The following is a 26370-nucleotide window of genomic DNA, read 5'->3' on the forward strand; positions in this document are numbered from 1 at the left end:
GAGGGGCGGTGGCGGTCGGGTACTGGCGGATGAGCATGTGCAGTGGCATATATGCCAGAGCGCATGCTCTGCGACCAGTACTCGACCGTCGACGGGGCAGGGGGTGCGGGGTGCAGCGCGAAAACTGCGGCGTCGGGGTGGGGGCGCGGGGAGCAGCGCGACAACGGGCCCCCGCCACGGTCAGGTGGTCAGGGGCCCGCAGGTCACAGCGGTGTCGGGCCGCTCAGGCGCCGATCCGTGCCACCAGGTCGATCTCCACCTTGATGTTCGCCAGCTGGGAGCCGACGGTGGTCCGCACCGGGAACGGCTCGGAGAAGAACTCGCGGTAGGCGGCGTTGAACTCCTGGAAGTCGGCGAGGTCGGCGAGGTGCACCGTCGTCTTCAGGGCGTCGTCGAGGCTCGCCCCGCGCTCGGCGAGCACGGCCTGGATGTTGCGCAGCACCTGGCGGGTCTGCTCCGCGACGGAGTCCGAGACCTCCCCGGTGGCCGGATCCTGGGGGCCGAAACCAGCGGTGAACAGCAGGTCGCCGCTGACGATCGCCTGGCTGTAGGGTCCCGCGGGCTGCGGGGCGTCGGTGGTGTGGAGTGCTTCCTTGGGGCTCATCGTTCTCCCTGATGTGGTGAGCGGGTATCGGTCGGTGCAGAGCCGGAGCCCTGCGGCATCCCGGGCGAGGCGCGGAGCCCGCCGCCGGGACGGTCACCGGTGAGTCGGCCACCGGTGAGAACGGGGCGACCCGCGACCAGCACGTCGTCGATGCCGACGGCGAGGGCGGTGGGGTCGTCATAGGTCGCGACGTCGCGCACGGAGCTCTCCTCGACCAGCGCCAGGTCGGCGATGCATCCTGACTGCACTCGTCCGCGTCCTCCGAGGTGGAAAACCTCGGCGGCCGCGGTCGACAGGTGCCGGGCCGCCTCGGCCCAGGTGAGGAAGCCGCGCTCGCGGACGTAGGTCGCGAGATAGGAGGCGAAGGTGCCTCGGGCGCGCGGATGGGGATGGGCGCCGACGAAGATCCCGTCGGACCCGCCCAGCTGCCGGGGATGGGCGATCAGCCGCCCGAGGTCGGAGACCGGTCGCTGGTCCCGCACCGCCATCACCACGTTGACCTCCAGTCGCGAGGCGGCCAGCAGGTCGAGCGCGGCGTCGACGGCGTCCGTCCCGCGACGCGCGGCGACCTGCGCCAGGGTCAGGCCGTGGGCCCAGGAGAACTCCTCGGCGATGGTGTGGGCGATCGTGATCAGCTCGGGCCACTCGGGACCCAGGCTCGGGTACTCGTCCACGCGGGGGAACCAGTCCTGCCGCAGCTGCGCGCGCCGTTCCGGATCCCGCAGCTGGTCCGCCGCCTGCGCGGGGTCCATGGCGTTCAGAGCCGGCGGCAGCAGCGTCATCCCGAGGATCGAGCAGCCGCGCGTGTACGGGTAGGCGTCGAAGCTCGCCTCCACCCCACGCTGCTCGAGCCGGCTCATGAGCCGGGCGGCCTCGTCGGCCCGGGTGTGGAAGTGCGAGATGTGCACGGGCACGCCCGCCGCGAGGCCGATGCGGGCCGCCTCCTCGATGCCGACCTGCGAGTTGTCCTCGTACCCGCCACGCATGTGCGTGACATAGGGGAGCCCGGCGGCGGCCAGCGGACGGCACAGCTCGGCGATCTCGTCGTCGGCCGCGTAGATCCCCGGCGTGTAGTCGAGCCCGGTGGAGAGCCCGACCGCCCCGTCGGCCACCCCGCGGGCGACCAGAGCCGCCATCCGCGCACGCTCCTCGACGGTGGCCGGCCGCTCCTGCCCGCCGAGGACCTGGTGGCGCACGGTGCCCGCAGGCACCAGGTAGGCGACGTTCAGGGGCACCGCGGCGTCGTACGTGGCCAGCAGCTCCGCGACCCCGGGCCCGCGGTAGGTGGGATGCGCGCCGTTGATCGCTGCGAAGTACTCACCGGCCCAGGTTCCGTCGCCAGGCGCATAGGAGACCCCGTCCTGACCGCCGATGACCGTGGTGATCCCCTGCCGCAGCAGGGCGAGCTGCACGTCCTCGTCGAAGACGGCGCCCTCGGCGTGGGAGTGGGCATCGATGAAGCCCGGCATCACCAGGCGCCCGTCGGCCTCGAGGATCTCTGCGCCCGCGGCATCGGCGGCAGGGATCTCGCCGACGGCGGCGATGCGCTCGCCGACCACGAGCACGTCGGCCTCGCGCACGGTCCCGCCCTCGACGACGCGGCCGCCCCGGATCAGCAGTGGCACAGCAGCTCCCTCCGGCTCGCGCCCTGGTTCCCCCGCTCGGTTCCTGCTCATGCTCCCGATCCTCGCAGAGCGTGCAGGCGCCCGGGGTCGGCGGTATCGGGCCGCACGGTGGCGGTGGCGGTGGCGACCGCGCCGACGGTGCTGATCACCACGACGTAGAGGACCACCGGCCAGATCGAGCCTCCGGCCCAGCCCACCAGCGCCGTCGCGATCAGCGGGGCGAGGCCGCCGCCGAAGGTGTTCGACAGCTGGTACCCGATGTTGACGCCGGTGGTGCGCTGCTCGACGTCGAACATCTCGGTGAGCATGGTCTGCAGGGTGCCCTGCATCGCGATGCCCGGGATCACGAAGCCCACGATCATGCCCAGCCAGATCAGCGCCGGCTCATGCGTGCCGTACAGGGCGAAGGCGGGCCACACCAGCAGCGCGAAGCCGACGCAACCGGCGATGTAGACCCGCTGACGACCGATCCGGTCCGAGAGGGCGCCGTAGGCGGGGGCCATGACGATCTGCAGCGCGCCGACGATCATGGTGCCGATGAAGCCGACCTGCGCGGGGATGCCGTCGGAGACCATGAAGGCGAGGCCGAAGGTGAGCACCACGTAACCGGCGATCGACTGCGGCAGGCCGATCAGGATTCCGAGCACGGCGTTCTTGGGGTGGCGCAGCACCTCGCGAAGCGGCGAGGGGGCGGCGACCTTCTTCTCGGCGACGTCGCGGCTGTGCTGGGTGAATTCCTCGGACTCCTCGAGGTGGCGGCGCAGGATGACCGCGATGATCGCCAGGACCAGCGCGAACAGGAAGGGGATGCGCCATCCCCAGGTCATGAAGAACGACTCCGGGCCGGCGCCGAGGCCCGCCATCATGCCCGCGGAGGCGACGTTGGCGATGCCGGCGCCGCTGATGAGGAACGCGCCGTACAGTCCGCGACGGCCGACGGGGGCGTGCTCGACGACCATGGTCGCCGCCCCGCCCATCTCGCCGCCGACGAACAACCCCTGGAACATGCGAGCGATGACCAGCAGGATCGGGGCGGCGAGTCCGATCGAGGCATCCGAGGGGATCAGACCGATCGCGGCGGTGGTCAGCCCCATGCCGACTACGGTGATCATGAGGGTGAGCTTGCGGCCGAAGCGGTCGCCGATGTAGCCGAACACGAGCCCGCCGACAGGGCGGAGCAGGAACCCGACGGCGAAGGTCGCGAAGCTGGAGAGCTGCGCGACGAAGGCCGAGTCGGAGGAGAAGAACACGGCGGGGAAGACCGCGGCCGACGCCAGGCCGTACAGGTAATAGTCGAAATACTCCATCAGCGTGCCGATGGAACCGCCGGCGATGGTGCGCCGTTGCGTGGGGGTGAGTCGCGCGGACGGGGCCGCGGACTGGGCGGTCGGCTGCATGCAGGTCCTCCTCGACGAGCTGTATTGACTGGATTTATACATGCTTGACAGAGGTTACGTCCAATGGGGTGTCATGATGGCTCCATGGATGCCGCACCGAGCCCCCTCGTCCCGTCTCCGCCCAGGGCGGACGCGCGGTTCGCGAGCTTCGAGGAGGCCTACCGGACACTCACCCCGTTGATGGAGGCCATCGCCGCGGTCGTCGGCCCGCACTGCGAGGTGGTGCTGCACGACCTCAGTCGCGGGGACCTCGACAGCTCGGTCGCCGCGATCGTGAACGGGCACCTCAGCGGGCGGACCGTCGGCGGGCCGTCCACCAACCTGGGCGTCGAGGTGCTGCGCGACCAGAGCACCGACCACGACGCCCACGGGTACCGGGGTCGCACCGCCGACGGGCGGGAGCTGATCAGCTCCTCGGTCTACTACCGCGACCAGGCGGGGAGCGTCATCGCCGCCTTCTGCATCAACGTCGACCTCACACCCGTCCAGACCGCCATGACCGCGCTCGGTGCGCTCGTGCCGGAGGCCCGCGAGGACGTGGTGGAGCGACCGAGGGAGCTGGTGGGACCGGACATCTCCAGCGTGCTCGAGGACATGGTCGAGGAGGCGATCGCCGCGGTCGGCAAGCCCGTGCCGTCGCTGGCCAAGGCCGACCGGATCCAGATCCTGCGCCTGCTCGAGGAGCGCGGCGCCTTCCGGATCAAACGCGCGGCGGACAAGGTCTCCTCCCGGCTCGGTGTCTCCCGGGTGACGATCTACGGGTATCTCGACGAGGTGCGGCGGGGCTGAGGACGCCACCTCGGGCAGCTCAGCGTGCCGGGCGCCGCCGCTGCGGCCGGGAACTACGCTCCGAGTTCCCAGGGGCTCATGACGTCGAGCCCCGGACATCCCTGGAAGTCCTTGAGGTTGCGCGTGTGTGCCGACGCATGGGCCGTTCGGACGATGCCGGCGATCCGACGCACCGGCCGCGCGGCCGATGTGGGGACGCCGTCTGATTCCTAGCGTGGTGGCATGCACCCACAGCAGCCTTCTCACGGACAGCGCCGGATCCACGGGTGTCGCGGCCGCCGGCGGTCGGGCCGTGCGGCCCAGGTCGTCGGCCTGCTGGCGCTGTGCGGCATCGGGGCCGAGCTGCTGCTCGCGTACGACGAGACTACGGGCGACCCGATCGCGATCGCCGTCGCGCTGGTCATCTTCGGGGCGCTCTACGGTGCTCCGGCCCTGCTCGTCCGTGAGCTGAGCCGTCGTGCCGGCTGGGGTTGGCCGAGCATGCTGCTGCAGTTCGCCGCACTCGGTGTGGTGCAGGCGTGTCTCATCGACCAGTCGCTGTTCGCCGCCGACTACGGCGGCTACGAGGGCTGGGCCGAGAGCCGCGAGCCGACACTGATCCCGGCACTCGGGTTCAGCGGATACAACGCCTTCACCTTTCTCATCGGGCACCTGCTGTTCAGTTTCGCGGCCCCGGTCGCTCTGGCCGAGGCGTGGGCGCCGCAACGGGCGAGGACGCCGTGGCTCGGCCCGCTCGGGACGGTTCTCGCCGGGGTCGCGTATCTTGCGGCAGCAGCTCTGATCGTCACCGATCCTCAGTCCTGGTCAGCGAGCATGCCGCAGCTGGTGGGCGCCGTCGGGGTGGTCGTGGTACTGGTGGGCACGGCCGCCCTCGTCGGTCGTCGCGGACGAGGAGAGGCGAGCGAGCGGCCCTCGCGCCGCGGCGAGATCCCGTTGTGGGCGGTCGTCCTCCCGGCTCTGGTGGCCGCGGCGGCTCCGGACTTCGTGCCGCCGACGTGGCCGGGAGTGGCCGGTGCGGTCGCGATCACCGCTGGGTTCGGGGTCCTCCTGCTGCTCTCTGTGCGCAGGAGGCGGTGGGGCATCAGCCAGACAGCGGCCGTCGGGCTGGGCTTCCTGCTCGCACGCGGTCTGATGGCCTTCACGTACTTCCCGCTGATCGGTGACGTCTCCGCGGCGGCGAAGTATGCCCACAGCGCCGTCATGCTGCTCGCGGTGCTGGTCGCCGGAGCGCTGGCGCTGTCGCCTCGCGCGGGTGTGCGATCGTCTCTCCCATGAGGCTGTACCTGTCGTCGTACCAGCTCGGCGACCGCCCTGACCTCCTCGCGTCCATGGTGCGCGGCGAGCGGCGCGGAGCGGTGATCGCCAATGCCCTGGACGGTGGGGATCAGGATTGCCGCGCCACCGATACCCGGCGCCAGATCGCCTCCCTGGCGGAGCTCGGCCTCGAGGCGGTGGACCTGGACCTGCGCGAGCACGACCCCTCCTCGATCGAGGCCGCCGTGGGTCGGCCGGACTTCCTCTGGATCCGCGGCGGGAACGTCTTCACCCTGCGTATGGCGTTGGCGAGGTCAGGGATGGACGCGCTCCTGCTCGACGGCCTGCGACGGGACGCCTTCGTCTGCGCAGGTTTCAGCGCCGGCGCGTGTGTCCTGGCGCCGAGCCTGCACGGGCTGGAGCACTGCGACCCGGTGGAGGACTGCCTCGCGACCCACGGCGAGGTCCGCTACGACGGGCTCGGAATCCTGGACCGCCCCGTCGTCCCGCACCTGCGCTCGCCGGGACACCCGGAGACGACGCTGCTAGGTGAGGTCGCGGCGCGCTACGACACCGAGAAGCGGCCGTACTGGGCGCTGCGCGACGGGCAGGTCCTGGTCGTGGACGGGGGCGCGCCGGCAGTTTGGTGAGCAGTCGCGGGCGCTCCCGGCCGGACTCTCCCGCGCAGCCTTCCTAGAAGAACGTCTCGACGGCCTCACGCACGGTGCCGGTCCCGGAATCGACGATCGGGATCAGCCGCCACTTGTCGAAGGCCGTGCACGGGTGCGAGAGGCCCAGGGTGACCACGTCGCCGAGCGCGAGCGAGGAATCGCCCTCCCAGCGCAGGAAGGCGTGCTGGTCGTTCAGCGCGGTGATCTCCGCCTCCAGCGGCTGCTCCTGCCCGCCGAGCCTCCTGGCGTGGGCGAGCGGTGTGGGCAGGCCCTCGTCGAAGGGCACGTCGCGCTTGCCGGCATCGAGCAGCGCGAGACCCGGCTCCGGCATCGAGACCACCCGGGCGTAGGCGCGCATCGCCGGCAGCAGGGCCTGCGCCTCGTCGACGTCCCGCGTCGTATCCAGCGGGGAGATGCCCCGGTAGAAGCCGGAGTCGTGCACGAGGTACGCGCCCGAGCGCAGGATCGCCCGCACGTCGGTCAGCGGTGCGAAGCTGTCGGCCACCAGATCGAAGTAGGCGCTGCCGCCCGCGGTGACCCACGGGGTGCCCTCGATCAGCGGGCGGAGCCGCACGACGAGCGCGGCCAGGCGGTCGCAGTAGGCGCCGACGACGCGCAGGGACTCCGCGGCGCGATCATGGGCGAGCGCGCCCTCGTACCCGGCCGCCCCGTACAGGGCGAGCGTGGAGGAAGCGGCCACGCGCTCGGCGATCGCCACGGCGGTGGCCTCGTCGCGGGCGCCGGTGCGGCCCCCGTCGGCCCCGAGCTCCACCAGCACGCCCAGGCGCGAGCCGGCAGGCAGTTCCCGCTCCAGCAGGTCGATGGTGGCCAGGGAATCCGCCCAGCACACCAGTTCCTGCTCGGGATGTTCGAGCAGATGAGCGGCCAGGCGGCGCAGCAGCGCGGGATCGGTGCAGGTGTTGGCCAGCTGCACGGTGGGCACGCCCGCGAGCAGCGCGACGTCGGCCTGCCAGCCGGTCGCGACCGTGATCCCGGTGCAGCCCGCGTCGAGCTGGCGCCGCCACAGCACCGGCGCCATCGTCGTCTTCCCGTGCGGCATCAGCTCGAGCCCGCGCTCGGCGGTCCAGGCGGCCATCACCTGCAGGTTGTGGGCCATCGCCTGCTCGTCGAGCACCAGCAGGGGAGTGGAGAACTCCGCCAGCGGCTCATCGAGCGCGGTGATCGGGCGGCCGACGAGACTCAGCGGGAAGGACTTGTCGACAGCCTCGACGGTGCGCTGGGGGTGCTGGGACATGGGGCGACCTCGCTCGACTCGACGGTGGTGAACTGCGAGTCTCCGGGGTTTGCTGGAATTATGCAAGGTGGGCAACGGGCGCGTGCCAGTCGAGTTCGCGTCGCGCCGAGAGAGGCATCTGCCGGGCGACGATGCGTCAGGCCTCGAGCGTCAGCTGCCCCACCGCGGTGATCGGCGCGACCCGGCCCTCTTCGAGCTGGTACTGGCAGCCGACGATGCCGAGCTCGCCGGCCGCGACCGCGTCGCTGATGACTCGCGAGGACCGCATGAGGGTGTGGATCGTCTCGTCCAGGTGGCGGCGCCCGACCGCGTCGGCGTCGATCAGAGACGGGTCGACGTAGGGGGTGTCCTGGTGCGTGCTGAGCCACTCGCGCTGCACGGCGGGCTGGATGAGCTCGAGCTCCTGCTTGATCGCCGGGGTGACCTCGCTCGGGGAGGCGGTGGTCTGGTCGATCGCGGCCCGCACCGCACCGCAGGAGCCGTGGGCGAGCACCACGATCACGGCGACCCCGAGCTCGGCGACCGCGAACTCCATGGTCGCGATGGTGTTCTCATTGGCGATCTGGCCGATGTTGCGCGCCACGAACAGGTCGCCGAGGCCGCAGTCGAAGAGGATCTCGGCGGCCACCCGGGAATCGGCGCAGCCCAGGAAGGCCGCGTCGGGGGCCTGATAGCCGGTCAGCTCGCTGCGTCGTGCCGCATCCTGCTCCGGATGGCGCAGCCGGCCCTGCATGAATCGCTCGTTGCCCTGGGCGAGAGCATCCCAAGCTTCCTGCACCGTGACGCGGGGAGAGCCCATGGTCGACATCCTTCCGGGGTGTTCGTCGTGCGGCCGGTCGGGAGGCGTCCGAACCGGCTCGTCAGCGGCGACAGACTACTCCGACAGCGGGAAGGATCCGGATCCGCGGGGTCTCGCGAGACGCCGCACGGTCCGTACCGGGCTCGCCACGGATCGCTCGTGGATGGTGACCTCACCGGTTGATCGGCCCAGAGGCCACGCGCCGGACAACGGACCAGCGATCTTCGGCGAGGAGAGCAGGTTCACGCCGACTGGGAGGTCAGCCGTTCGCGTCCACCCACTCCAGGAACTCTTCCGCGTCCAGCACGGGCTTTCCCCAGGCGGCGGCATTCTTGGCCTTGCGGGACTGGGTGCCGCGCTCGGCCACGACCAGCACGTCGGTCCTCGTCTTGGTGACGTTCTGGACCGGGGTCAACCCGTTCTGCTCGGCCAGGCGCTGCATCCGCTCACGGTCGAGCAAGCCGCGGTCGGGATGGACCACCTCCCCGGTGAAGCACACCCGCGCGCCGGGGACGAGCACCTCGGCCGCGGCCTGCTGGCCGGCGACCTCCAAGTCCTCCGGCAGCGCCCGCACCCCGAAGTGCGCCTCGACGTCACGCAGGCGGTCCACGACCTCCTGGTCCGGGGCCGGCACCCGGTCCCAGGCGGCCCCGAGCGACTCGGCGAGCACCTGCGCGGGATCGTCCTGGGCCGAGAGGTTCCCGCCGACGACGAACCCTTCGGGGCCGGCGATGCCGCTCGCGCCGCTGCTGCGGGCGAGCAGGTAACCCGTCCCGCGGGTGAGCTGCGGGAACGCCGTGGCACCGTGACCGGTCCAGGCGTCCTCGGCCCGCAGCCGCCGCACGACCTCCGCGGTGGCGCGGGCGCGTTCGAGCGCGGTGGGGGAGCGCAGCGCCCTGCGTTCGTCGGCCGTGAGCGCGGTGGTGGGCAGGTCGATGCCGAGTGGCATCGGCTCGACCACGTCGCCCCGCTTGAGCTCGAAATCGATCCAGGCCAGCTGCTCGTCGATGCGGAGGCCGACGGGGAGACGGCCGGCCAGCAGCGGAGCCAGCGCCGCCCAGGCCTGCGCCAACAGAGGAGCCAGCTGCACATCTCGGGTGGTCAGCCCGAACTCGGTGCGGGCGGCGAACAGGTCGCTGGTGGGGTTCACGACGGTGGTGGCCTCGTCACCGTCGTCCGTGACCACGGCGATCTCCACGGGGCGAGGGCGGTACTTGTCGCCGACGTTGCCTACGGTCAGCGCGGAGAGGTACACCTCGCCGAGCGTCTCAGCGGGTTCGGCCGAGGCGGACAGGAAGCGCCGCACCCGGGGATCGGACTTCAGGTCCCGCGGCAGCACGTCGCGCCGCAGCACCAGCCCCTCGAGGCTGGTGCAGCGCGAGAGCGCGACGTACAGCTGGCCGTTGGCGAAGGTGCCGCCGGTGAGGTCCACGACGACGCGGTCGAGGGTCTGCCCCTGGGACTTGTGGATGGTGATCGCCCAGGCGAGCTTCATCGGCAGCTGTGTGAAGGTGCCGATGACCTGGTGGACCAGATGCCCACCCTCGACGGAGGGCCGGGTGATGTCCCAGGTGTGCTCGCGCACCCGCTCGAGGCGCCCGTCGCGCAGACGCACCTCGACGACGGGCCCGTCGGTGTCGCGGCCGATCGTGGTGATCCGACCCAACGTGCCGTTGACCCAGCGGTCCAGCGGGTCGTTGTTCAGCATCATCACCTGCGCGCCGACGGCGAGATGCAGCTGCACCTCGGTGGGCTTCTCGAAGCCGTCGGTGTCCCCGGAGATCTCGGCGGTGAAGGTCCGCGGCGGATCGGGGAGGCGCTCGAGCATCTGCCGGTTACGGGAGGTGACGATGCGGTTGGTGGTCGCCAGAGTCAGCCAGAACTCCTCCAGCGGTGGCTCGAAATCCCGATCCGTGCGCGCGTTCAGCTCGGCCCGGGCGTCCTCGAGCAGGGTGCCCTCGCGCACGGCATTGAGCAGCTCCACCAGGCGGTCGTCGCCGATCTGGCGGAACACGGTGGTCAGTTCGACGACACCGACGGTGTCCCGGTCGAAGGAGCGGGCGGAGAAGAAGAACGGGGTGCCGTAGCGCTGCTCGAGGTGGGCCGCCTCGCTGTCGTGCACCACCGGCGGCAGCTGGTACAGGTCGCCGACCAGCACCAGCTGCACCCCGCCGAAGGGTTCGCCGGGCCGGGGACCGAAGCGTTCGAGGGCCGTGGCGAGGGCGTCGAACAGATCCGCCCGCACCATCGAGGCCTCGTCGATGATGAGGACGTCGAGCTCGGCGAGGGTGCTCGCGAAGCGGCCCGGGTAGTAGCGGGGCCCGCGCACCATCTCCTCGGTCACCCCGATCGGGAAGGAGAACAGGCGATGGATCGTGTACCCGTCCACGTTCAGGGCGGCGATCCCGGTGGGGGCGACCGTGAGCGCATTGCGGTCCGTCGTCTCCAGGAAGTGCCGGATCAGCGTCGACTTGCCGGTGCCGGCTCGGCCGGTGAGGAAGAGGTGGTCACCGGCGGCCAGGTGGTCCAGGGCGCGGCGGAAGTCCTCGGTGACCGTGATGGGGGCGGGCATGGGGCGATTGTCCCGCACCGGACCGGGTGCAGGGCGGCGGGATCTCGCGGCGGATGTGCTTGCTGCTCCGTCGGCGGCAGGCGGCATGAGGTGAGCGCCCGTGCCTGGTATCTGATGCCGGGGCTATTCGGCGATCTCCGCCGTGTCGTTCTCCTGCGGAACGCGGCTCCGCGCCATGTACAGGCATAATTCATTGACGCCGATCAGGAATGTCGCACATGCCATGAAGGTCATGCCGATGCCTTCAATTCCTGCGAGAAGGCAGAATATTCCGATCGCGAGAAGCGGGTAGCTGAGGCCGGTCAGCAGGGGGGAGCGGCCGACATGCTGCGAGCTCGGCTCACTCATCGCCCACCTGAGCCGGGTGCTCCGCGCCGTCGTCTCCGCTCCAGGAAGCCCCCTGCGGGCCAGCTGTTCGCGTGATGCGTGCCTTGCTGGGCAGCGTTCTGCGCATGCCTCGGTACTCCTGGAGTGATTGTCGCCCGTACGGGGTGTGGGACTTCTGTTCTCACGATTCACGGCGGGGATCTGCCGGGTCGGCAGCCGTCACCGTGAGTCTAGATGCGCAGCCCCCACCCCATAGAGTACGTCCACGCCATGAGGTGCCGCAGCGGCGTGCGCAGGGCGATTCCCACCGCGACGGTCCGCAGCCCTGCCAGCGGCGCCGGCAGCGGACGCCCCAGGGCGGTGTTGGCATGGCCGAGCAGTCCTGCCACCAGGGTGCGGCGCCGCCAGCGACGGGCGAGCCTGCGCCAGGCCGCCTGCTCGGGCAGCGGGCGGGGATCCGACGCGGCCCGCTGCAGCAGCGGCGCGACGTCGAGCACATCCAGCCACCCCAGGGTGATTCCCTGGCCGCCGATGGGGCTGACCTCGTGCGCGGCGTCTCCGAGCAGCACGCAGCGCTCCGTCAGCAAGCGCCGCGCCGTGCGCCGGCGCACCGTGAAGGGGCTGATCATGCTGGTCGTCGTCGGATCGAGGCGAGTGCCGGTGCGCTGCTGGATCAGAGCGGTCAGCAGTTCAGGGGAGCGGCGGGGGAGTCCCGCGCGTCCGCTGTGGACCACCCAGCGGCGCCGTGCCCCGGGCAGGGGGAAGGATTCGACGACGCCGCCGGGCTCGAGATGGATGATCGCGTCCCGGTCCTCCCCGGCGCCGTCGGGATCGGCCAGATCGCCCATGAGGTAGGTGTCGCGGTGCTCGACCCCGGTGGTGTCGATCCCGAGCAGGTCGCGCACGGTCGAGCGAGCCCCGTCGGCGCCCACCACGACGCGGGCGCGGAAGACGGCGGCCTCCTCGTGCGTCGCTGCCACGGTCGCGGCCATCGTCGAGTTCCCCGTCGCGTGGGTCGCCTGGTCCCCGGGCTGCTCGTCGGCTCCGTTCCCGTCGGCCCGACGAGCAGTCACCTCGACCCCGCCGCCGAGTTCCCGCAGCCCCGTCACCTCCCACCCGCGCCGCAACGCGTCCGGAGCGACGGCGGCCAGACGGTCCGCGAGCAGCGCCTCGGTGCGGCTCTGGGGCAGGGCCAGCACGAAGGGCCTGCCCGGCCACGCCCGCGCGAACCGCACCTCGCCCAGCTCCCGTCCCCGGCTCCGCGCCCGACCGCAGCGGATCGGTGCCCCGGCCTCCACGGCGGCGCGCTCCAGGCCCACGTCCCGCAGAGCCGCGAGCGCCGGCGGGTGCAGCCCGATGGCGCGCGAGTGCTCGGCGGGGGCGGTGCGGCGCTCCAGCACCAGCACGTCCCCACCGCGCCGGGCCAGCAGGGCGGCGAGCAGGAGCCCCGTCGGCCCGCCGCCGACGATCAGCACATCGCAGTTCTCCTCGCTCACGACCTGTCGGCCTCGAGGGTGAGCAGCAGCCGCCAGCGGGCGGTCGCCGTCACCGCCCAGCCCTCGGGCACCAGCGGTCGCAGCTCGCCGGTGGTGTAGCTGCGGCGGATCGAGGTCAGCCCGTCCTCCCGGATGAAGGAGTCGCGGAAGACGGGCCGGGTGCCGAGGGAGAACAGGGCGTAGCCGAGACGGTCCCGCTGGATGTCGCTGTGGACGGCGGTGGCGCGGGCGAGGTGGCACGAATCGGCCAGCAGGTTCTGCAGCGCGTCCTGCGCGAGGTGGTGGAGCAGGTGGTTGGAGACGACGAGGTCGAAGCGCTCGCCGGCGCTGACCAGTGCGCTCGAATCCGCCCGACGGAACTGCACCCCCGCCACGGGCGGCCGATGCCGCGCCCAGGCATGGGCCCGCTCATCGGGATCGATACCGGTCACCCGCAGGTCGAACCCGTCGCGGCGGGCCCAGCGGGCGAGGGCTCGGGCGAGGTCCCCGCCGCCGCTGCCGATGTCCAGCAGTGTGGTGACGCCCTCGCGGTGGAGGTGCGGGCGCAGACGCTCGCGATAGGTGGCGCGCCAGCCGGCGACCAGGGAGTTGACCAGGCGGAACTGGGAATAGGTGCGCTCGAGCATCGCCCGGTCGCAGTCGGGGTCGTCCATCCGCTCGGTCGCGCGGACGTCCCGCTCGCCCAGGGGCGGCAGGATCATGGACGCTCCACCGGGGCGCCGATCGTGGACAGCAGCGCCGTCTCCACCGTGAGGCCGGGACCGAAGGCCATCGAGCACACTCGCTCCTCGGTCCCGGGGGTCGCCTCGCGCAGGATCTTCGCCAGCACGAACATCACGGTCGCGCTGGACATGTTGCCGAAGTCGCGCAGTGTCTCCCGAGCAGGGAGCAGCTGTGCCTCGGTCAGCTCGAGCTTGTCCTCGACCTTGTCCAGGATGCTGCGGCCGCCGGGATGGATCGCCCAGTGCTCGATGTCGCGATAGGGCATCTCGGCCAGCGCGGGGTCATGGGCGAGCAGCGGGACGAGCGCGCCGGTGATGTGCTCGTCGATGATGTGGGGGACGTAGGTGCCCAGCACCATCTCGAAGCCGTTGTCACCGATGTTCCAGGCCATGGCCTCCTCGCCGACGGGCGTCAGCACCGTCTCGAAGTGGTCCAGCCGCAGCAGCGGTGTGCTCGAGGGGAGGTCGCGTCCGGTGACGACTGCGGCGGCGGCACCGTCGGCGAACAGGGAGGAGCCGACGATGGTGTCGGGGTCGTTGGAGGTGCGCACGTGCAGGGTGCACAGCTCGACGGTGGCCACCAGCACCACGGCGTCGGGGTCGGCCCGGCAGATGGTCTGGGCCTGGCGCAGGGCCGGCAGCGCGGCGTAGCAGCCCATGAACCCCAGGTGATAGCGCTGCACGGAGGCGTTCAGGCCGAGGGCGCGCACGATCCGGTAGTCCGGTCCGGGGGCGAAGAACCCGGTGCAGGAGACGGTGATGACGTGGGTGACGTCCGCGGCCCCGAGCCCCTCGGCGTGCTCGAGCGCCTCCCCCGCGACCCGGGTGTACAGCTCGGTGGCCTCGCGGACGAAGACCTCGTTGCGGGCACCCGTGGTGGGGTTGAGGAAGCGTCCGGTCCCGGCCTCGAAGAACACGGGATCGCCTTCGGCGGGCGGGCCGTCCCACTCGGTCAGGGCGCTGTAGCGCCGCTCGATCCCCGAGGAGTCGAACGACGTCGCGACCAGGCGCTTGCCGAGGCGGGTGAGGTCGTCCTGCGCGGCGAAGACGTCTCGGACCTCCGCCTGCGCGAGCTCGGTGGCGGGAACTGCGATGTCCAGGGACCGGAGGGTGACCGTCATGCTTCATTGTCGGGACGGGCTCGGTGCCGGGGCAACCCCACGGACCTTGCGGTCGTGCCGGGCGCCTCCGGCCCGCGCTCACCCCGTGTAGTCGCCCTCCCGCGCGTTCAGGGCCGCGTAGTGGGCGAGCTTGTCCTCGTCGACCTCGACGCCGAGCCCGGGGCCGTCGGGCAGCTGCAGGTGGCCGGCGACCAGCGGGAGCGGGTCGATGATGTCGTCGTCGTGGAGGTAGTACATCGAATCGATCGCACTGGAGAGCACCGGGGTACTGGCCACGATCGCGAGGTGGGCGGCGGTGGCGATGCCCAGCTCGCCGCCGCTGTGCAGGTTCATGCCCAGCCCGAACGCCTCGCAGTGCGCGGCGAGGTGCTTGGTGATCGCGATGCCGCCCCACTTGTACACGTCCCCGTGGATCACCTGGACGGCCTTGAGCCGCACGGCCGGGGCCAGATCCTCCCAGCGCACCACGCACATGTTCGTGCACAGCGGGATCCGCACCGCCTCGGCCACCCGCGCCATCTGCTCGAGCCCCTCGCAGGGGTCCTCGAGGTACTCCAGGTCGAGGTCCTCCAGCGCCCGCCCGGCCCGGATCGAGGCGGGTACGCTCCAGGCCGCGTTGGGATCCACGCGCAGCTCCACCTCGGGCAGCCGCTCGCGCAGCGCCCGCATGATGGCGACGTCGGAGCGGGCATCGGTGCTGCCCTTGAGCTTGACCGCGGTGAAACCGTGCTCGGCGACCACCTGCTCGGCGGCGTCCGCGAGGGACCCCGGGTAGTCGCGCTCGTCGCCGTCGGACCGGGTGATCAGCGCCGTGAGCGGGATCTGCTCGCGCACCCGCCCGCCGAGCAGGTCGACCACGCCCATCCCCGCGGCCTTGCCCAGCAGGTCCCAGCAGGCCACGTCGATCGCGGCGAGAGCCGCGTACCCGAGGTAGCCGTGGAAGAAGGGCAGCATGCGATGGCGGGCGTGGAAGGCCTCGAGCGCGCGCGGATCGGTGCCGATCACGTCGTCGGCCAGCTGACGAACCAGGCGCGCCACGGGGGCGCCCCACATGGTCTCGCCCCAGCCGACGAGGCCGTCGTCCGTGGTCAGGCGCACGATGGTGCGGGTCTCTCCGCGCTTGATCTCGAACGAGGAGGTGAATCCGGTGCGCATGGGCAGGTTCACCACGTGGACCTCGAGGTCGACGATCTTCATGGGGTCTCTCTTTCGTCGGCGGGGTGGCCCCCGGAGGGCAGATCGGCGCGGAGCAGGGCGTCCACCGCCGCGTTCAGGGCGTCGGCCGCCGTGGCGAGGATGTCCTCGCCCCGCTCCGGATCGCCCTCGCCGGGGGGATCGGTGACCCCGCCGGTGCGCGGCCATTCACCGTGGCGCTCGAGGTGGAGGCCGGGCACGAGCTCCTGGTCGAACAGCGGCAGCTCGCGGGGGCCGACGCCACCGGCGGCGACGAGCTCGGGATGGGCGGCGCTCATCGCGTCGGTCTCGAAGCGGCCCGCGTGGCCGGGGGTGCCCCGGGAGGTGCGGCCGAGCTGCCAGTAGCTACAGCTGCCGGCGAGGATCGGGTGTTTGAGGGCGGCGAGCTTGACCGCCTGGCTCATCATCTCGATGTTCCCGCCGTGCCCGTTGACCACGAGCACCCGCCGGAAACCGGCCGCCACGAGGGAGTCGAGCAAGGCCGAGAGCACGTCGAGCAGGGTCTGCGGCGGAAGGCTGAGGGCGACGGCGAACTGGTGGTGGCCGCTGAAGCCGTAGGGCAGCGTCGGGCAGAGCGCGACGTCCTCCCGCTCCTGCAGGGCGCGCTCGCAGGCGGCCTCCACCAGCAGGGAGTCGGTCCCCAGCGGCAGGTGCTCCCCGTGCTGTTCGAGGGACCCGATCGGCAGCACCGCCACCGCGTGCGGGGCGAGCGCGGCGACGTCCTGCCGTCTCAGTGTGGCCAGGTGGGTCATGGGTGAGCTCCTTCGTCAGAGCGTCGGGCGGCACCATTACTGTGGCCGCATGTCCGGTCGTGTCCTGTCCTTCGAGCCGCCTGCCTCACGGGAGGGCTCCTTCCTCGCGCTCGAGCTGCTGCCGGGCCGGGTGCACGGCGCGCTCATCGACCCGTCGGGGCGGTTCCGGGCCCGGCGCGAGCTCACCTTCGACCCCTCCGGCTCCCGCGAGGAGATCATGGCCGGTCTGGACCGGGTGGCGACCGGGCTCGCCCGGAGCAGTCGACTGGGCGGCTGCGTCCTCTCCGCCGGCGGTGTGCTGGACACCGCCCGCGGCCGCATGGTGCAGGTCGTGGACATGCCGGCGCTGGAGGGATGCGCCGTCGCCGATCACCTCAGCGCCCTGGTGGACGCGCCGGCGCTGCTCGAGCACCGTGCCCGCCTGCAGGTCCACGGCGACCACTACTTCGGGGCCGGGCAGGGAGAGGAGACCTTCGCCTCCGTCGCGACCGGCGGCACGCTCGGGGTGGGGATCCTCTACCAGGGCATGATCCTCGCGCCCGACGGGGGCCGCAGCGGTGCGCACATGACCGTCGCCAGCCGCCAGCTCGAGTGCAGCTGCGGCAAATACGGCTGCTGGCGCACGATCGCGACCACCGCCTGGCTGCGTCAACAGGGCCGCGAGCTGGGCATGATCGAGAACGATCTGGCTTCCTGGGAGCGCCGAGCGGTCGAGGACCCGCGGGCCGCGGCGGTGGTCGGGGAGTACGCCGAGAACCTCGCCCTCGGACTCGCGAACATCCAGCAGCTCTGCATGCCGGGGCTGTTCATCCTGCACGGGGAGGCGGCGCGGGCGAGCGCCGGGTTCCGCGAGCGGATCCTCGCGACGCTGCGGGACCTCTCCCGCACCGGCGGCGAGACCGAGCCACGCCTGGCCACCACGACGATCGTCGGGGACGACGCGACGCTGCTGGGCGGGGTGGCGCTGCTGCTGCAGCGCGGGGTGCCCTCCCGCCGCTGACCGCGCGGCGGCGACGCGCCGCCCCGCCGTCGACCGCCCCGCCGCATCGCGCCACTCCGCCGCTTCGTGTCGCTCGGCCGCGTCGCGTCCCCGGGCGGGGCAAAGGGGCGCCCCGGTGAGCACGCGGATCACGAGGTCGCTCCGGCGCTCGCGTGGGCGGGATTCGCCCGGCGGGGATCGGGATGGGCGATGGAGTCCAGCAGACGCCGGGTCACCGCCGAGGACGGGGCGGAGAGCACCTCGCGGCACGGGCCGGCCTCCTCGATCCGCCCGTCGGCCATCACCGCGATCCGATCGGCGATCCCGGAGACCACCGCGAGGTCGTGGCTGACGAACAGATACGCCACCCCGGTGCGCTGCTGGATCTCGCGCAGCAGGTCCAGGATCGTCGCCTGCACCGAGACGTCCAGGGCGCTGGTCGGCTCGTCGAGCACGAGCAGGCGCGGCTCGAGCGCGAGGGCGCGGGCGATCGCGATCCGCTGGCGCTGCCCGCCCGAGCATTCGTGCGGGAAGCGAGCGGCCAGATCCGGGTCGAGGTCCACCGCCTCCAGCAGCCGCGCCACCTCGGCGCGGATCCCGCTCGCACCGAGCGCGGCGCGGCGGTGCGTCACCAGCGGCTCGGCGATCACGTCGCGGATCCGCAGGCGCGGGTTCATGCTCGCGTAGGGGTCCTGGAAGACCATCTGGAGGGTGTGCGCGCGCTGCGCGGAGGCCCGCCGACGGTCGCCGGCGAGATCCTCGCCCAGCGTGAGCACCTGCCCGGCGGTGGCGCCGGTGAGGCCGACGACGATGCGGGCGAGGGTGGTCTTGCCGGAGCCGGACTCGCCGACCAGGGCGAGGGTCTCTCCGGCGCGGATGTCGAGGTCGATGTCCGTCAGCACCGTCGTCTCGCGGTGGCGCCGCCGGTAGGTCTTGGCGACACCGCGGACGCTGATCACCGGGGTGTCGTGGCTGCTCTCGCTCATGCGGGCTCTCCGATCTCCAGGCGGGGTGTGGCCGCGAGCAGGCTGCGGGTGTACTCGGCCTGCGGGTCCTCGAACACCTGCAGCACGTCACCCTGCTCGGCGAGGAGGCCGCCGTGCATGACGGCCACGTGATCGGCGACGGAGGCGACCACGCCGAGGTCGTGGGTGATCAGGAGGATCCCCATGCCGGTCTCGCGCTGGAGGGTGCGCAGCAGGTCGAGGATCTCCGCCTGGGTGGTCACGTCCAGGGCGGTGGTGGGCTCGTCGGCGATCAGCAGACGGGGCCGGCTCATGAGGGCCATGGCGAGCATGACCCGCTGGCGCAGGCCGCCGGAGAGCTGATGCGGGTACTGGGCGGCGCGCTGGTCCGGCTGCGGGACACGGGCCTGCTCGAGCGCCTCGAGCATGCGCCGGCGCCGCTCGGTGCGGGTGCCGGTGCGGTGGATGGCCAGCACCTCCATCAGCTGGCTGCCGACGGTCCGCAGCGGGTTGAGCGTGGCCATCGGGTCCTGGAACACCATCGAGATGTCACGGCCGCGCACCGCCCGCAGCCGCCGCGGATCCAGGCTCAACAGGTCGGTGCCGTCGAAGGCGACCCGGCCCCGCGGATAGGTCGCGGGCGGTTCCGGGTTCAGTCGCAGCACGGACAGGGCCGTGCTCGACTTGCCGGAGCCGGATTCACCGACCAGGGCGAGGGTGCGGCCCGCCTCGAGGGCGAGATCGATGCCGCGCACGGCGGGCACCTCGGAGCGGTGCGAGGAGAAGGAGATGTGCAGGTCGGAGATCTCGAGCAGCGGAGTCGGGGTCATGAGGTGTACGTCCTCGGGTCCCACCGGTCGCGCACGGCGTCCCCGGCGATGTTGATGGACAGCACGGTCAGCAGTAGGGCGGTGCCGGGCATGACGGCGAGCCACCAGGCGGTGCCCATGTACAGCTGACCGTCGGCCAGCATGGAGCCCCAGGTGGGGATCGAGGCGGGGATCCCCAGGCCGAGGAAGCTCAGGGCGGCCTCGGCGAGGATCACGGTGCCGACCTGGAGGGTCAGGATGGTCGCCAGCGGACCGACGACATTGGGCAGCATGTGCCGCAGCATGATCCGGTGCCCAGGCACCCCCATCACCTGGGCGGCCTGGACGAACTCCCGGGTGCGCAGGGAGATCACCTCGGCGCGCAGCACGCGGGCATAGGACACCCAGCCGGTGATGCCGAGCACGACGATCACGGTGACCAGGCCCGGCCCCACGAAGCCGATCACGGCCAGCGCCAGCAGCAGGGTGGGGAAGGCGAGCTGCACGTCGGTCAGCCGCATCAGCAGCCGGTCGATCCCCCCGCCCACGTAGCCGGAGACGATGCCGATGACCGAGCCGATCACGCCCGACAGCACCGCCGCGGTGAGGCCGACGAGCACGGAGACGCGGCTGCCGGCGACGAGGCGGGCCAGCACGTCCCGGCCCAGCTGGTCGGTGCCAAGCAGATGCCCGTCGGTGCCGGGCGGGGCCAGACGCTGCAGCAGGTTCTGGGCGCCGGGGTCCGTCACCACCAGCGGCCCGAGCAGGGCGGCGAGCACGACGAGGCCGAGGAACCCGGTGGAAGCCAGCAGCGGCAGGTCGAGACGGCGCCGGAGGCTGCGGGCCGACGGGGACCGCGCACCGGTGGGGGAGAGGTCCGGAAGGGCGGTGGCGTTCATGCCTCGCTCCTCACTCGCGGGTCGATGACCGCGTAGGAGAGGTCCACCAGCAGGTTCACCACGACGAAGGTGACGGCGAAGAGCACGACGGTGCCCTGGACCAGCGGGAAGTCGCGAAAGCTGATGGCGTCGATGGTGAGCCGGCCAATGCCGGGCCAGTTGAAGATCTGCTCGGTGAGGATCGCTCCGCCCAGCAGGGCACCGAGCTCGAGGCCGAGCACGGTGATCACGGGCAGGGAGGCGTTGCGCAGACCGTGGCCGAGGAGGACCCGCAGCTCCCCGGCCCCTTTCGCCCGGGCGGTGCGCACGTGGTCCTGCCCCATCACCTCCACGAGGGAGGAGCGCAGCAGTCGCGCCACCACCGCCACCGAGAAGATCGCGAGGGTCACGGCGGGCAGCACCAGGTGGGCGAGGGTGCCGTAGCCGGCGGCCGGCAGCACCTGCAGCTGCACCCCGAACAGCAGCACCAGCAGGATCCCGACCCAGAAGGCGGGGGTCGACTGGCCCACCAGCACCGCGCCCATCACCAGGCGGTCCACGGCGCTGCCTCGGCGCAGGGCGGCGACCGAGCCGGCGAGGAACGCCGCGACCACGGTGATCAGCAGGGCGGACAGCGCCAGCAGGCCGGTGGCGGGCAGTCGTTCGAGGATGAGGCTGGTGACCGGTTCCTTGTACAGCAGGGACTCGCCGAGGTCGAGGCGCAGCAGCCCGCCGAGGTAGTCGAGGTACTGGATGATCAGCGGCCGGTCCAGGCCGAGGGTGGCCTGCATCTGGGCGATCTGCGTGGCGTCGGCGTCCTCCGGCAGCAGCAGGGCGACGGGGTCCCCGGAGGCGCGGGAGAGCACGAACACGATGGTGACGGCGGCCCAGAGGACGCCGAGGGAGGACAGCAGGCGCACGCCGGCGGTGCGCAGGAGGCGGCGGCGCGAAGGGCTCATCGTGCGGTCTCCATCGCCAGGGTGCCGTTGACGTTGGGTTCCCACTGGATCTCGCCGTTGGTCGCGAAGTCGAGATCGGCCTGGTAGAGGAAGAGGAAGGGGGCCTCCTCGTGCAGCCACTGCTGCATCTCGTGCAGCGCCTCGAGCCGGACGTCGGGGTCGATGGACTGCTCGATCGTGTCCATCATCGCGTCGGCCCGTTCCGAGCGGATGCGGCTGCGCTTGCGGTCGGAGCGGACGTAGGACTGCAGGGTCGCGCCGCCGTCGAGGGTCCAGCCGGTGCTGCCGGTGAGGTACATCGAGCCCAGCGACGAGGGGTCCTCGGCGCTGAGCCTCTCGGCGAAGGTGCCGGGCTCGAGCAGTTCGAGGTCGAGCTGCACGCCGATCTCGCCGAGCATGCCGGCGAGGGCCTCGCAGACCAGCTGGTCCTCGTTGGAGGAGGTGAAGCGCAGCGTGAAGCCGTCGGCGTGACCGGCTTCCGCGAGGAGCTGCCGGGCCTCTCCCGGGTCGCGTGCGAAGGCGGGGACATCGGGGTCGTGGCCGAAGGCCTCCTGGGGGACGATCGTCGCGGCCTCGCGACCGGAGTCGTTCAGGACGGCCTCGATGAGCAGGGGGACGTCGACGGCGTGGTTGAGGGCGCGACGCACGCGCACGTCGCGGAGGATCTCGTGCTGGGTGTCGAGGACGACGAAGTACATGCGGATGCCGGGGTACTTCGCGAGCTCGACGTCCTTGTACCCCTCGAGCTGGAGGGCGGCCTCCGGGTCGAGGGCGGAGACCATGTCGATCACGTCCGACTGGATGCCGGCGAGCGCCGAGGCGGGATTGGGCATGGCGGTGAAGTGGAGCTCGTCGAAGGCGGGGCGACCGTTCCAGTGCTCCTCGTTCGCCTCCAGCCGCAGCAGCTGCGCCTTGCGCCAGGAGACGAAGCGGAACGGCCCGGTGCCGACGGGCTGTGCGGCGAACCGCTCGGCGCCGACCTCCGCGAAGTGCCGGGGAGGGAGCATGGCCCCGCCGAAGAGGGAGACCTTCTCGGGAATGACGGGATCGGGGTCGGCCATGACGAGGTCGACGGTGTGGTCATCGATGATCTCGACGTGGTCGACGGCGCGCAGCTCCACGATGGTCGAGGCGGTCTCGGGGTCGATCAGGCGCTCGATCGAGAACTTCACCGAGCGGGCGTCGAAGACCTCGCCGTTGTGGAAGACGACGTCCTCGCGCAGCCGGAAGCGCCAGCGGTGCTCGTCGATCGCCTCCCAGCCGCTCGCCAGGCGCGGCACCAGCTCGCCCTCCGCATCGCGCTCGGTGAGCATGTCGAAGATGTTGATGAGGACGTTCATCCCGTCCAGGCCGCTCTCGAGATGCGGGTCGAGCCCGGTCGGCTCGCTCTTCTGGGCGATCCGCAGGGCACGGGCGCCGGTGGCGTCGGCCTCGCTGCCGCAGCCGGCGGTCAGCCCCACGGCGCCGAGGGCGGAGCCGTAGACGCCCAGGCGCAGCGCCTCGCGGCGGGTGGGGATGTGCGGAGGGGTCATGCTCTCGCCTCGTGCTCTCATCGTCGATGATGAATGCCGGTAGATGGAACGTGCGTTCTGTTCAACGGCACGACAGTGGCTTACGCTAGTGGGCATGGATGACGACGTCAACACCTCCGCGCGGTCCGTGGCGGACAAGGTCATGGCACTTCTGCACGCGCTCGGGACCGCGGAGCACCCCGTGCGTCTGGCGGAGTTGTCCGAGGTCAGCGACACGAGCAAGGGCACCTGCCGGCGCCTGCTGCTGGACCTGTGCAGCCAGGGCTACGCACACTCGCCCGCCCGCGGCCTCTATCTCGCAGGCCCGCAACTGCAGGGCCTGGCCGCGGCGGTGGTGCGCAACGATCCGCTCGGCGGCGTGAGCGCGGACTCGCTCGACGCGCTGGCCCGCGCGACGGGCCACCTCGCCGCCCGCGTGAGCGTCGCGGACGGCCGCGCAGTGGTGCTCGGCGTCGAGAACCCGCAACGGCTGCCGCTGGCGCTGCAGGTGGGGGACCAGCTGCCGGCCCACCCGCTGTGGTCCGAGGGGGCGACCACCGACGACGGGCCGGTGGAGGAGTACCCGAGCGGATCGACGTGGACGCTCGCCGCACCGACCGACGAGCAGGGCACGACGTTCCTGGTGCTGGTCGGCTTCACCTTCATGCGGCCGCAGGACGAGACCGCGGCCCAGCTGCTCGCCGGTCACGCCCGAGCGCTCGGAGAGGCCATGACCGGGCTGCGCGATGCCGGCTGACCCGGCGGCGAGCGAGCCCTGCGGGGTCCGGGCCTCGTCATCGCCGTCGTCGAGCCCAGGAGGTCGCGGGCAGGTCGACCCGGTCGCACGCGAGGTCGACGATCTGCTGGCCGCAGCGCGCGAGAACGGCTCCTTCAGCGCCGCCGCATGGGCCGCCGGCTCCTCCGCGGGCGTGCAGCGCAGCGGTCGGGTCGGGACGCCCTCGCGCCAGGACCCCCGCCCGATCGGACCGGACGCCCTGTTCGACCTGGCCTCGGTCACCAAGCCGATCGTCGCCCTCACCCTGCTGCGCCTGGTCGACCGCGGCCTGCTCGCGCTCGACACCCGAGTGGGGGAGGCGCTGGAGGACTGGCCGGACACCCCGATCACTCGCGCCGACCTGCGCTCCCTGCTCACCCACACCTCGGGAGCGCCCGGGCCGACGCCGCTGTGGCGCGAGCACGCCGATCGCGACTCGTTCCTGCACGCCCTCGCCCACCTGGAGTTCACCGACCCCGGCACCTGGCGCTACTCCTCGATGGGGTTCATCGCCCTCGGCCTGGTCGCGGAGCGCGCCACAGGACTGCCGCTCGATGAGCTCGTGGCCCGCGAGATCACGCATCCGCTGGACATGCACGAGACGCGCTTCGGCCCCGTGGACCCGGCACGTGCCGTCGCGACCGAGGACTGCCCGTGGCGCGGACGCCTCGTGCGCGGCACGGTGCACGACGAGAACGCCGTCGTGCTCGGAGCCCCGGCCGGGCACGCCGGGCTCTTCGGCACGGCGCACGACCTCGGACTCCTTGCGGGGGCCCTGCTGTGCGGGGAGCTGCTCGCCCCCGAGCTCCAGCGGGCGATGCTCGGGGCCGAGGACGGCCGCCCGCTGGGCTGGTGGCCGCGCGAGCAGTGCACCTACCTCGGCGAGGGCTTCGGGGACCGGGCCTTCGGCCATACCGGCTTCACCGGCACCGGCCTCGTGCTCGACCCGTCTCGGGACAGCTGGTACTGCCTCCTGGCCAACCGCATCCACCCATCGAGAAACTCGCAGGGCTTCGAGGAGGTGCGCGCCGCCTTCCACGAACTGCTCGCGCGGGATCGGACTACTTCACCGCCCCCTGGGTGAGTCCCGAGATCACCCAGCGCTGCGTGAACAGGTAGACGATGATCGCGGGCGCCATGGCCATGAGGTAGCTGGCGAAGGCGATGTTGTAGCTGTTGTTGAACTGCGACTGGAACATGTTCTGCAGCACCGGCAGGGTCTGCAGCGTGGGGTCGGAGGTGATGAGGCTCGGCATCATGAAGTCGTTCCAGGAGCCCAGGAACGCGAAGATGCCGACGGTCGCGGCCATCGGGCCGAGCATCGGGAAGATGAGCCGCCAGAACACCTGCCAGGTGGTGGCGCCGTCGACCCGCATCGACTCCTCCAGCGAGAGCGGGATGGACCGCAGGAACGCCGTGAACAGCATCGTGTTGAAGGCGAGCGCGAACACGATGTGCAGCAGTGCGACACCGAGCGGGTTGTCGAGGCCGACGATGCCGGTCAGCTGCACCTGCGGCAGCGCGACCACCGGGAAGGGGATGAACATCGCCGCCAGCAGATAGAAGAACGACCAGCGGAACAGGCGCCGATCCCAGTTGCGGATGATCGCGTAGGCGGCCAGAGAGCTCACGATGATCTCGCCGGTCACCGCGATGACGGTGACGAAGGCCGACATCGCGAGGCTGCGCGGGAAGTTCGTGAGCTCCCACGCCTGGACGAAGCCGGTCAGCGAGAACGGGTCGGGCAGCGCGAAAGCCTCTCCTTCGACGGCCTGCGCGTCGGACTTCAGGGACATGGTGATCGTGACCAGCAGCGGGATCAGGACCGCGAGCGAGCAGACCAGCAGGATGACGGTGGCGCCCCACTGGGGGCGTTCGCGGCCGATCCGTGAACGGCGCCGGGGGCGCGCCGGGGCGTCGGTCGCGGGGGACGGGGCGAGGTGCGGGGTGGTGGTGCTCATGCGCCGAAGGTCGCTTTCCCGCGGGTCAGGCGCAGCTGCACCACCGCGATGACGATGCTGATGACGAAGAAGACCGCGGCATTGGCCATCTGGTAGCCGTAGTCGCCGCCCTCGAATCCCTTGAAGATCGACATGGCGACCGTGCGGGTCGCGGTGCCGGGTCCGCCGTCGGTGAGGCCGACGACGATGTCGTAGGCGTTGAGGTAGTTCTTGAAACCGAGGATCGTGTTGATGACGACATAGCCGCTGACCAGCGGAAGCGTCACGTGCCACAGCTTCTTCACGGGGCTCGCGCCGTCGATCGCGGCGGCCTCGTAGAGATCGCTGGGGACCGTCACCAGTCCCGCGATGTAGATGAGCATCGTCGAGGGGATCGTGGACCAGGCGGTGACGATGACGATCCCGACCCAGGCGAGGCTCTCGTTCGCCAGGATCGAGGAGGACAGCGCGTCGATGCCCAGCGCCTGCGCGACGGCGGGGAGGGTGTTGGCGAACAGGAACTTGAACACGAAGGCGATGATGATCCCGGAGATGACCATCGGCAGCACGAAGATCGTGCGCAGCGCGGCCTGGAAGCGGATCCGCGAGGTCAGCCCGAGGGCGAGGGCGAAGGCGATGAGGTTCACGATGATCACGGTCACCAGCGAGAAGCCGAGGGTGAAGCCGTAGGCGCCGAGGATGCCCTGGTCGCGGAACACCGCGATGTAGTTGCGCAGGCCGATGAACTCCCAGTCGCCGAAGCCGATGGAGTTGGTGAAGGAGTATCCGAAGCCGACGATCGCCGGCAGCGTGACGGCCAGCGTGAACAGCGCGAGAGCCGGGAACAGGAAGAAGTAGTAGATCGGGTCGGTGCGGCGGCGGGCCGGGGTCGACGCGCGCTTCGGTGCGGGACTCGTCGGCTCGGCGGCTCCGCGCCGCGGGGCGGTGGATGTCGTCTGTGACATGGGCTGATCCT

Annotated in this window: 25 protein-coding genes; 6 read left to right on the forward strand and 19 right to left on the reverse strand. The window is 71.6% G+C overall.

What is annotated here, in order from left to right; translation table 11 throughout:
• Positions 1–223: 223 nt before the first annotated feature.
• The 3 genes from JOF43_RS06270 to JOF43_RS06280 are packed head-to-tail and all read right to left on the reverse strand — an operon-like array spanning position 224 to position 3626.
• Entirely contained in the window at positions 224–604 is a 381-nt protein-coding gene (locus JOF43_RS06270; protein ID WP_209900340.1) for a RidA family protein, read from the reverse strand.
• A complete protein-coding gene (locus JOF43_RS06275) occupies positions 601–2280 on the reverse strand; it encodes an N-acyl-D-amino-acid deacylase family protein (protein WP_209900342.1) in 1680 nt (559 codons plus the stop codon). Before JOF43_RS06275 ends, JOF43_RS06270 begins: the two co-directional genes overlap by 4 nt.
• Positions 2277–3626, reverse strand: coding sequence for an MFS transporter (locus JOF43_RS06280; RefSeq protein WP_209900344.1), 1350 nt, complete (start codon positions 3624–3626; stop codon positions 2277–2279). The genes JOF43_RS06275 and JOF43_RS06280 overlap by 4 nt, the downstream gene beginning before the upstream one ends.
• 84 nt (positions 3627–3710) lie before the next feature.
• Between JOF43_RS06280 and JOF43_RS06285 the strand changes: the two genes are divergently transcribed.
• The 3 genes from JOF43_RS06285 (at position 3711) to JOF43_RS06295 (ending at position 6319) form a co-directional block, all read left to right on the forward strand.
• Positions 3711–4415 (forward strand): helix-turn-helix transcriptional regulator, encoded by a 705-nt coding sequence (locus tag JOF43_RS06285; RefSeq protein ID WP_209900346.1) that lies wholly within the window; start codon positions 3711–3713, stop codon positions 4413–4415.
• 222 nt (positions 4416–4637) lie between these two features.
• The gene (locus JOF43_RS06290; protein ID WP_245354031.1) at positions 4638–5690 is read left to right on the forward strand and encodes a hypothetical protein; all 1053 of its coding nucleotides are present in this window, start codon (positions 4638–4640) and stop codon (positions 5688–5690) included.
• On the forward strand, positions 5687–6319 hold the full coding sequence (locus tag JOF43_RS06295) for a Type 1 glutamine amidotransferase-like domain-containing protein (protein ID WP_209900348.1): 633 nt from the start codon (positions 5687–5689) through the stop codon (positions 6317–6319). Before JOF43_RS06290 ends, JOF43_RS06295 begins: the two co-directional genes overlap by 4 nt.
• Before the next feature lie 43 nt (positions 6320–6362).
• Here JOF43_RS06295 and JOF43_RS06300 read toward each other — a convergent pair whose 3' ends face one another.
• The 9 genes from JOF43_RS06300 to JOF43_RS06340 form a co-directional block, all read right to left on the reverse strand.
• On the reverse strand, positions 6363–7595 hold the full coding sequence (locus tag JOF43_RS06300; protein ID WP_209900350.1) for a type III PLP-dependent enzyme domain-containing protein: 1233 nt from the start codon (positions 7593–7595) through the stop codon (positions 6363–6365).
• Positions 7596–7731: 136 nt separating this feature from the next.
• Positions 7732–8394: a carbonic anhydrase gene (locus tag JOF43_RS06305; protein ID WP_209900352.1), complete on the reverse strand. Its 663-nt coding sequence runs from the start codon at positions 8392–8394 to the stop codon at positions 7732–7734.
• A gap of 259 nt (positions 8395–8653) precedes the next feature.
• Entirely contained in the window at positions 8654–10966 is a 2313-nt protein-coding gene (locus tag JOF43_RS06310; RefSeq protein ID WP_245354032.1) for an AAA family ATPase, read from the reverse strand.
• Between the two features lie 123 nt (positions 10967–11089).
• Positions 11090–11314 carry a hypothetical protein gene (locus JOF43_RS06315; protein WP_209900356.1) on the reverse strand — a complete coding sequence of 75 codons (225 nt, stop codon included), beginning with the start codon at positions 11312–11314 and terminating at the stop codon, positions 11090–11092.
• A gap of 209 nt (positions 11315–11523) precedes the next feature.
• Positions 11524–12789, reverse strand: coding sequence for an FAD-dependent oxidoreductase (locus JOF43_RS06320; protein ID WP_209900358.1), 1266 nt, complete (start codon positions 12787–12789; stop codon positions 11524–11526).
• The gene (locus JOF43_RS06325) at positions 12786–13490 is read right to left on the reverse strand and encodes a class I SAM-dependent methyltransferase (protein WP_209900360.1); all 705 of its coding nucleotides are present in this window, start codon (positions 13488–13490) and stop codon (positions 12786–12788) included. Before JOF43_RS06325 ends, JOF43_RS06320 begins: the two co-directional genes overlap by 4 nt.
• Positions 13487–14632: a type III polyketide synthase gene (locus JOF43_RS06330; protein ID WP_209900362.1), complete on the reverse strand. Its 1146-nt coding sequence runs from the start codon at positions 14630–14632 to the stop codon at positions 13487–13489. Before JOF43_RS06330 ends, JOF43_RS06325 begins: the two co-directional genes overlap by 4 nt.
• Before the next feature lie 78 nt (positions 14633–14710).
• Positions 14711–15829, reverse strand: a complete 1119-nt coding sequence (locus JOF43_RS06335) for a mandelate racemase/muconate lactonizing enzyme family protein (protein WP_209900364.1) — start codon at positions 15827–15829, stop codon at positions 14711–14713.
• Complete coding sequence (locus JOF43_RS06340) at positions 15826–16578, reverse strand: creatininase family protein (RefSeq protein WP_209900366.1); 753 nt, start codon at positions 16576–16578, stop codon at positions 15826–15828. Before JOF43_RS06340 ends, JOF43_RS06335 begins: the two co-directional genes overlap by 4 nt.
• Positions 16579–16627: 49 nt before the next feature.
• Between JOF43_RS06340 and JOF43_RS06345 the strand changes: the two genes are divergently transcribed.
• Positions 16628–17578 (forward strand): ROK family protein, encoded by a 951-nt coding sequence (locus JOF43_RS06345; protein ID WP_209900368.1) that lies wholly within the window; start codon positions 16628–16630, stop codon positions 17576–17578.
• Between the two features lie 128 nt (positions 17579–17706).
• On the opposite strand, the gene JOF43_RS22530 is transcribed toward JOF43_RS06345, so the two are convergent.
• Genes JOF43_RS22530 through JOF43_RS06365 form a run of 5 tightly spaced genes read right to left on the reverse strand, consistent with a single transcriptional unit; the run spans position 17707 to position 22700 of the window.
• On the reverse strand, positions 17707–18543 hold the full coding sequence (locus tag JOF43_RS22530) for an ABC transporter ATP-binding protein (RefSeq protein ID WP_245354033.1): 837 nt from the start codon (positions 18541–18543) through the stop codon (positions 17707–17709).
• Positions 18540–19352, reverse strand: coding sequence for an ATP-binding cassette domain-containing protein (locus JOF43_RS22535; protein ID WP_245354034.1), 813 nt, complete (start codon positions 19350–19352; stop codon positions 18540–18542). Before JOF43_RS22535 ends, JOF43_RS22530 begins: the two co-directional genes overlap by 4 nt.
• A complete protein-coding gene (locus JOF43_RS06355) occupies positions 19349–20230 on the reverse strand; it encodes an ABC transporter permease (protein WP_209900370.1) in 882 nt (293 codons plus the stop codon). Before JOF43_RS06355 ends, JOF43_RS22535 begins: the two co-directional genes overlap by 4 nt.
• Positions 20227–21168 carry an ABC transporter permease gene (locus tag JOF43_RS06360; RefSeq protein ID WP_209900372.1) on the reverse strand — a complete coding sequence of 314 codons (942 nt, stop codon included), beginning with the start codon at positions 21166–21168 and terminating at the stop codon, positions 20227–20229. Before JOF43_RS06360 ends, JOF43_RS06355 begins: the two co-directional genes overlap by 4 nt.
• Complete coding sequence (locus JOF43_RS06365) at positions 21165–22700, reverse strand: ABC transporter substrate-binding protein (protein ID WP_209900374.1); 1536 nt, start codon at positions 22698–22700, stop codon at positions 21165–21167. Before JOF43_RS06365 ends, JOF43_RS06360 begins: the two co-directional genes overlap by 4 nt.
• A gap of 94 nt (positions 22701–22794) precedes the next feature.
• Here JOF43_RS06365 and JOF43_RS06370 point away from each other — a divergent pair, with 94 nt between their 5' ends.
• Entirely contained in the window at positions 22795–23436 is a 642-nt protein-coding gene (locus JOF43_RS06370; protein ID WP_209900375.1) for a helix-turn-helix domain-containing protein, read from the forward strand.
• Positions 23426–24538, forward strand: coding sequence for a serine hydrolase domain-containing protein (locus JOF43_RS06375; protein ID WP_209900377.1), 1113 nt, complete (start codon positions 23426–23428; stop codon positions 24536–24538). Before JOF43_RS06370 ends, JOF43_RS06375 begins: the two co-directional genes overlap by 11 nt.
• Here the strand turns inward: JOF43_RS06375 and JOF43_RS06380 are convergent.
• Both JOF43_RS06380 and JOF43_RS06385 read right to left on the reverse strand, forming a co-directional pair.
• Positions 24516–25415, reverse strand: a complete 900-nt coding sequence (locus JOF43_RS06380) for a carbohydrate ABC transporter permease (protein ID WP_209900379.1) — start codon at positions 25413–25415, stop codon at positions 24516–24518. The genes JOF43_RS06375 and JOF43_RS06380 overlap by 23 nt on opposite strands.
• The gene (locus tag JOF43_RS06385; RefSeq protein WP_209900381.1) at positions 25412–26359 is read right to left on the reverse strand and encodes a carbohydrate ABC transporter permease; all 948 of its coding nucleotides are present in this window, start codon (positions 26357–26359) and stop codon (positions 25412–25414) included. The genes JOF43_RS06380 and JOF43_RS06385 overlap by 4 nt, the downstream gene beginning before the upstream one ends.
• Positions 26360–26370: the final 11 nt, after the last annotated feature.

Origin of the sequence: Brachybacterium sacelli (genome assembly GCF_017876545.1) — a bacterium.
In the GTDB taxonomy this organism is placed as follows: domain Bacteria; phylum Actinomycetota; class Actinomycetes; order Actinomycetales; family Dermabacteraceae; genus Brachybacterium; species Brachybacterium sacelli.

What these genes read in the sequence shown, in the direction of transcription:
- JOF43_RS06280 (WP_209900344.1), bottom strand. Translation starts at nt 3,626, where the DNA reads ATGCAGCCGACCGCCCAGTCCGCGGCCCCGTCCGCGCGACTCACCCCC.
- JOF43_RS06385 (WP_209900381.1), bottom strand. Translation starts at nt 26,359, where the DNA reads ATGTCACAGACGACATCCACCGCCCCGCGGCGCGGAGCCGCCGAGCCG.
- JOF43_RS06290 (WP_245354031.1), top strand. Translation starts at nt 4,638, where the DNA reads ATGCACCCACAGCAGCCTTCTCACGGACAGCGCCGGATCCACGGGTGT.
- JOF43_RS06310 (WP_245354032.1), bottom strand. Translation starts at nt 10,966, where the DNA reads ATGCCCGCCCCCATCACGGTCACCGAGGACTTCCGCCGCGCCCTGGAC.
- JOF43_RS06360 (WP_209900372.1), bottom strand. Translation starts at nt 21,168, where the DNA reads ATGAGCCCTTCGCGCCGCCGCCTCCTGCGCACCGCCGGCGTGCGCCTG.
- JOF43_RS06315 (WP_209900356.1), bottom strand. Translation starts at nt 11,314, where the DNA reads ATGAGTGAGCCGAGCTCGCAGCATGTCGGCCGCTCCCCCCTGCTGACC.
- JOF43_RS06300 (WP_209900350.1), bottom strand. Translation starts at nt 7,595, where the DNA reads ATGTCCCAGCACCCCCAGCGCACCGTCGAGGCTGTCGACAAGTCCTTC.
- JOF43_RS22535 (WP_245354034.1), bottom strand. Translation starts at nt 19,352, where the DNA reads ATGACCCCGACTCCGCTGCTCGAGATCTCCGACCTGCACATCTCCTTC.
- JOF43_RS06380 (WP_209900379.1), bottom strand. Translation starts at nt 25,415, where the DNA reads ATGAGCACCACCACCCCGCACCTCGCCCCGTCCCCCGCGACCGACGCC.
- JOF43_RS06340 (WP_209900366.1), bottom strand. Translation starts at nt 16,578, where the DNA reads ATGACCCACCTGGCCACACTGAGACGGCAGGACGTCGCCGCGCTCGCC.
- JOF43_RS06295 (WP_209900348.1), top strand. Translation starts at nt 5,687, where the DNA reads ATGAGGCTGTACCTGTCGTCGTACCAGCTCGGCGACCGCCCTGACCTC.
- JOF43_RS22530 (WP_245354033.1), bottom strand. Translation starts at nt 18,543, where the DNA reads ATGAGCGAGAGCAGCCACGACACCCCGGTGATCAGCGTCCGCGGTGTC.
- JOF43_RS06285 (WP_209900346.1), top strand. Translation starts at nt 3,711, where the DNA reads ATGGATGCCGCACCGAGCCCCCTCGTCCCGTCTCCGCCCAGGGCGGAC.
- JOF43_RS06370 (WP_209900375.1), top strand. Translation starts at nt 22,795, where the DNA reads ATGGATGACGACGTCAACACCTCCGCGCGGTCCGTGGCGGACAAGGTC.
- JOF43_RS06270 (WP_209900340.1), bottom strand. Translation starts at nt 604, where the DNA reads ATGAGCCCCAAGGAAGCACTCCACACCACCGACGCCCCGCAGCCCGCG.
- JOF43_RS06325 (WP_209900360.1), bottom strand. Translation starts at nt 13,490, where the DNA reads ATGATCCTGCCGCCCCTGGGCGAGCGGGACGTCCGCGCGACCGAGCGG.
- JOF43_RS06345 (WP_209900368.1), top strand. Translation starts at nt 16,628, where the DNA reads ATGTCCGGTCGTGTCCTGTCCTTCGAGCCGCCTGCCTCACGGGAGGGC.
- JOF43_RS06365 (WP_209900374.1), bottom strand. Translation starts at nt 22,700, where the DNA reads ATGACCCCTCCGCACATCCCCACCCGCCGCGAGGCGCTGCGCCTGGGC.
- JOF43_RS06335 (WP_209900364.1), bottom strand. Translation starts at nt 15,829, where the DNA reads ATGAAGATCGTCGACCTCGAGGTCCACGTGGTGAACCTGCCCATGCGC.
- JOF43_RS06375 (WP_209900377.1), top strand. Translation starts at nt 23,426, where the DNA reads ATGCCGGCTGACCCGGCGGCGAGCGAGCCCTGCGGGGTCCGGGCCTCG.
- JOF43_RS06275 (WP_209900342.1), bottom strand. Translation starts at nt 2,280, where the DNA reads ATGAGCAGGAACCGAGCGGGGGAACCAGGGCGCGAGCCGGAGGGAGCT.
- JOF43_RS06305 (WP_209900352.1), bottom strand. Translation starts at nt 8,394, where the DNA reads ATGGGCTCTCCCCGCGTCACGGTGCAGGAAGCTTGGGATGCTCTCGCC.
- JOF43_RS06330 (WP_209900362.1), bottom strand. Translation starts at nt 14,632, where the DNA reads ATGACGGTCACCCTCCGGTCCCTGGACATCGCAGTTCCCGCCACCGAG.
- JOF43_RS06355 (WP_209900370.1), bottom strand. Translation starts at nt 20,230, where the DNA reads ATGAACGCCACCGCCCTTCCGGACCTCTCCCCCACCGGTGCGCGGTCC.